The organism is Roseitalea sp. (assembly GCF_984466335.1).
On the sequence record NZ_CFIFWG010000165.1, the window covers coordinates 2,626 to 6,976 of the forward strand.

Below are 4,351 nucleotides of genomic sequence, written 5' to 3' on the forward strand. Positions count from 1 at the left end.
CCGCGAGGCTGCCCCGCGCCAGGCCGGGCACGGTCTCGGCGGTGAACACGCCAGGCGCGCGGGCCACCGCGCAGGTCGCCCGGCCGCTCTTTTTCTTCTCGACGACGAGCGTGCCCGCCCCGCCCGCAGCCGCCAGCGCCGCCGCCTCGGCGACGCCATGGCAGCCGACCTCGGCGAAGACGACCTTGGAGGGATTGGCAAGGCGCGGCGTTTCCGCCTCAAGCGTCTTGGCGTCGAAGAAGCGCGCGGGCACGCCGAAATGGGCGGCGACGGCATGCAGCGCCGCCTCGTCGGCCTTCAGATCGAGCGAAACCACGCACCCCACCGCGCCTTCGGCAAGGCCGGCCGCATCGAGGGTCTGCCGCGCCAGCGCCAGCGTTTCGACCGGATCGCAGCCGCGCTCGCAGCCAATGCCGAGCGCCAGCCGGCGCGGATGGTAGACCAGCGTGTCGGCCCCGCCCGGATGGGCATGCTCCGTGACGACGATGCGGTGGACGGCGTTGGCCGCCACCAGAAGGCGCGATTCGGCCAGCCAGGCCGCATAGCCCGCAATGGCGACCGGCGCGCCGGCGACCAGATCGGCCATGAAGCGCGCCGCGTTGGCCCGGTTGCCGAGCGTATAGCCGTCCGGCGGCGCGTCCAGCGCGACGCCGAACCTCAGATCGCCCGCGGTGGTGATCGCCGGCGCCGTTCCGAGCGCATCGGCGATCGTCCGGGCCAGATCGTTGCCGCCCCCATGCCCGCCAAGCAGCGGAACCACCGCGCTGCCGTCCTCGGCGACGGCGAGGACGGGCGGCTCGGTGCGCTTGTCGGACAAAAGGGGCGCCAGAAGGCGCACCAGCGCGCCGGCCGCCATCAGGGCGACAATGGGCCGGCCCGCGCCGAACAGCGCTCCCAGATGCGCGCGCAGATCGTCGAACACGCCGTCCGCCTGGTCGGCGGCGACGCGCCTGGCGGCGGCATGGATGGTCCCGCCGACCGCGGCGCGCACCGTGCGCGCGACCGGCAGCGCGCCGCCGGCCAGGACGATGATCACAGGTGCCTTCATCGGCAGGACGCCGGCGGGGGCCATGCCTCGCCGCCCTTGTAGACGAGGATCATCGAGAAATAGGGCGCCGCGTCCCGGTCGGCCATGGCGTCGAGCCCGGCAAGTCCTTGCGTCTCCAGCGTCAGGCGCTCGGCATAACAGCTTTGCCCCGTCAGCCCGAGCCTGCCGAGGAGCGCGGCGATGCGCCCGATATGCCGGCCGACCTTGATGATCGCCGCGCCGTCGCACGCGTCAAGCTGCGCCTCGATGCGCGCATCGTCGAGCGGCGCCGGAATCACCGAGAACACCTCGTTGCGCGCCGCCAGCGGCCGGGCGATGGCCGCACCGCCCGCCATCACAGACGACACGCCCGGCACGATCTCGAACCGGTGGCGGTGCGACAGGCGCTGGAACAGATACATGAACGAGCCGTAGAAGAACGGATCGCCCTCGCACAGCACGGCAACGTCGCGCCCCGCATCGAGATGGGCGGCGATCTCGGAGGCGGCCCCGTCATAGACCTCGGCGGCGGGAAAGCGCTCGGCGCGCATCGGCACGCGAATGGCGATCTCCACATGATCGGCGCGGATCAGGCCGGCGACGATCGAGCGGGCGAAGCTGTCGCCGCCCTCGGGCGCGGGCCATGCGATGACGGGCGCCGCGGCCAGGAGCCGCCGCGCGCGCAGCGTGATCAGGTCGGGCGCGCCGGGCCCGACGCCGACGCCGTAGAGCGTGCCCTTTCGGCCCATCTCCGTCCGGCTCATGGCTTCTTGATCCAGAACCATTGCGTGACGGGCATGGCGGGCCGCCACCCCTTATAGGGTCCGACCGGCGCGGCGCTTTCGACCGAAATGCGCTGCAACGCGCCGCCGAACTCCGCATAGGCGGCGTGCAACACCGCCTCGCTTTCCAGCGTGACGGCGTGCGCCACCAGCCGGCCGAGCGGCCTGAGCGCGACCATGCAGGCGCCGATGGCCGGCCGCCCGACGCCGCCGCCGACGAAGGCGGCGTCGGGCGCGTCCAGCCCTTCGAGCGCTGCGGGCGCCTCGCCGTCGACCAGTTCGAGCTTGGGCGTGCCGAGCGCGAGCGCGTTCCGGGCGGCCATGTCCCGCCGTTCGGCGTTCGGCTCGATGCCGATCGCGCGGGCCTCGGGGGCCGCGCGCATCCATTCGATGCCGATCGAGCCGCATCCGGCGCCGGCATCCCACAAAAGCGCGCCGCGGTGCGGAGCGAGCCTGGCGAGCGCCACGGCGCGCACGACCCGCTTGGTCATCTTGCCGTCATGGACGAAGGCCTCGTCCGGAAGGCCCGTGCGCGGGTGGATGACCGCGTCGGGTCCGGCGATGCATTCGATGGCGAGCGTATGGAAGTCCGGCACCTCGCGCGGCGGACGGTCCGCGGAGCCGTTGGTGCGGCTCTCGTCCGGCCCGCCCATCGCCGCGAGCGCCGTCATGGTCGAGGCGCCATAGCCGCGCGCGCCGAGCAGCGCCGCCACGGTCTCCGGCGATGTCGCGTCCCCGGCCAGCACCAGCAGTCGCGCGCCGGGCGCAAAAAACGGCACGATCTGCTCGGCGGCGCGACCGTGCACCGTCAGCGTCTCGACATCGGCCAGCGACCAGCCCATGCGGCAAGCGGCAAGCTGGAACGCCGACAATTGCGGATGAAAGGCGATCTCATCGGCGTCGATCGCCTTCAGGAGCCGCGCGCCGACCGAATACCAGAGCGGATCGCCGGTCACCAGCACGACGATGCGCCTGCCCTTGTGCGCGCGGATCGTCTCGATCATCGCGTCGAACGGCGACGGCCAGGCGATCCGCTCGGCGCGCGGGTTCAGGGCGAGCCCATGGTGCCGGTCGCCGCCGACGATCACCTCGGCGCCCTCGACCAGCGCGCGGGCGGCGGGGGCAAGGCCGGCCATGCCGTCCTCGCCGATGCCGATCACGTGCAGCCAGGCAGGCCCCGGCGGCACCGCGCTCATGTCGCAAGCCCGCCCGCAAGGGCGTTCACGGCGGCCTGGGCCATGGCCGTGCCGCCGCGCCGGCCCAGAAGCGTCACATAGGCCATGCCGCGCGGGTTGCGCGCCAGCTCGGCCTTGCTCTCGGCGGCGCCGACGAACCCGACCGGAAAGGCGATCACCGCCGCCGGCCGGCCCGCCTTGCCCGCATCGATCAGTTCGAGCAGGCGGAACAGCGCCGTCGGCGCGTTGCCGATCGCCACGATCTGGCCTTCGAGCCGTTCGCCCCAAAGGTCGATCTGGGCGCTGGCGCGGGTCATGCGATGCCGCTCGGCATGGGCGGCCACCTCCGGCGCCGAGATGCGGCAATGCAGTTCGCATTCCTTCGGGAGCAGGTGCCCCATGATGCCGTGCCGCAGCGTCTCGACGTCGCAATAGATGTCCGCGCCGCCGTCGAGGACCCCCCGCGCGCGCGCGGCGACCGCGCCGCCGAAGCGCAGATCGTCGAGCACCTCCGGCATGCCGCAGGCATGGACGATCCGCGTCGCGACCGACCGGATATCCTCCGGCAGGGCCCGGAGCCGCTCGACGCGCGCGATCTGGGCGAACGATTGCGCGTAGATCGCCTCGGGTTCGCGAACATAGTCGATCATCGGTCAGGCTTTCACCGGGGCCGCGCGCTCACCGTCCATGCTCCGGGGGCCGAGCGGATGGTGCGCCTGCGGATAGGGATGGTGGTGGTGGCCGTGATCGTGCGCATGGTCATGGTGGTGATCGTGACCGTGATCGTGCGCGTGCACCGGCGTCCAGGGCAGCCCGTGCTCGCGGCAGAACGCCTCGTTGCGGCAGCGCGCGTCGCAATCGCCCGCGCACGGGCAGTTCTGCGGCGCGCCGCCCACGCCCTCCACATGATGGTGGTGGCTTTCCTGCGCCAGCCCCACCTCGGCCTCGAAGCCCAGAACCTGCTCGCGATATTTGCACATCTGGCAGTTCATGTTGTTCGTGCCTTCGAGGATCTCGCGCACCCGCTCGACCATCGTGTCGATCACCAGCGGGTGGTCGTTCAGATAGCCGGCCTTGACGAAGTCGATCTCGGGGTGGGCCTCGGCCACCGCGTCCGTGTGGGCGTGGATGCGCTTGACCAGGACGCCGGTGAACAGGAAATAGGGAAACACGACCACGCGCCGGTATCCGAGCCGGGCCGCATGTTCGAGCGCCGGCTTGACGAGCGGGAAGGTGACGCCCGAATAGGCCGTCTCGCCCCAGCCGAAGCCCATCCCCTCCCACAGCATGCGCATGATCTTGGCGACGTTGGAGTTGGCGTCGGGATCGGACGCGCCGCGGCCGACGACGACCAGCATCGTGTCGTG

At 72.0% G+C, this 4,351-nt stretch carries 5 protein-coding genes; all 5 read right to left on the reverse strand.

Features of this window, described 5'->3' with window-relative positions; genetic code table 11:
• Nucleotides 1–1,072: cobalt-precorrin 5A hydrolase (locus tag AC5E6L_RS13085; protein ID WP_491773848.1), on the reverse strand; the 1,072-nt coding region annotated here is incomplete at its 3' end.
• The gene (gene cobI / locus AC5E6L_RS13090) at nucleotides 1,045–1,791 is read right to left on the reverse strand and encodes a precorrin-2 C(20)-methyltransferase (RefSeq protein ID WP_491230348.1); all 747 of its coding nucleotides are present in this window, start codon (nucleotides 1,789–1,791) and stop codon (nucleotides 1,045–1,047) included. The genes cobI and AC5E6L_RS13085, both read right to left, overlap by 28 nt.
• A complete protein-coding gene (gene cbiE, locus AC5E6L_RS13095; RefSeq protein WP_491773851.1) occupies nucleotides 1,788–3,005 on the reverse strand; it encodes a precorrin-6y C5,15-methyltransferase (decarboxylating) subunit CbiE in 1,218 nt (405 codons plus the stop codon). The genes cobI and cbiE overlap by 4 nt, the downstream gene beginning before the upstream one ends.
• Nucleotides 3,002–3,634: a precorrin-8X methylmutase gene (locus tag AC5E6L_RS13100; RefSeq protein WP_491773853.1), complete on the reverse strand. Its 633-nt coding sequence runs from the start codon at nucleotides 3,632–3,634 to the stop codon at nucleotides 3,002–3,004. The genes cbiE and AC5E6L_RS13100 overlap by 4 nt, the downstream gene beginning before the upstream one ends.
• Nucleotides 3,635–3,637: 3 nt before the next feature.
• On the reverse strand, nucleotides 3,638–4,351 hold a 714-nt coding region (locus AC5E6L_RS13105), incomplete at its 5' end, for a CbiX/SirB N-terminal domain-containing protein (protein WP_491773855.1).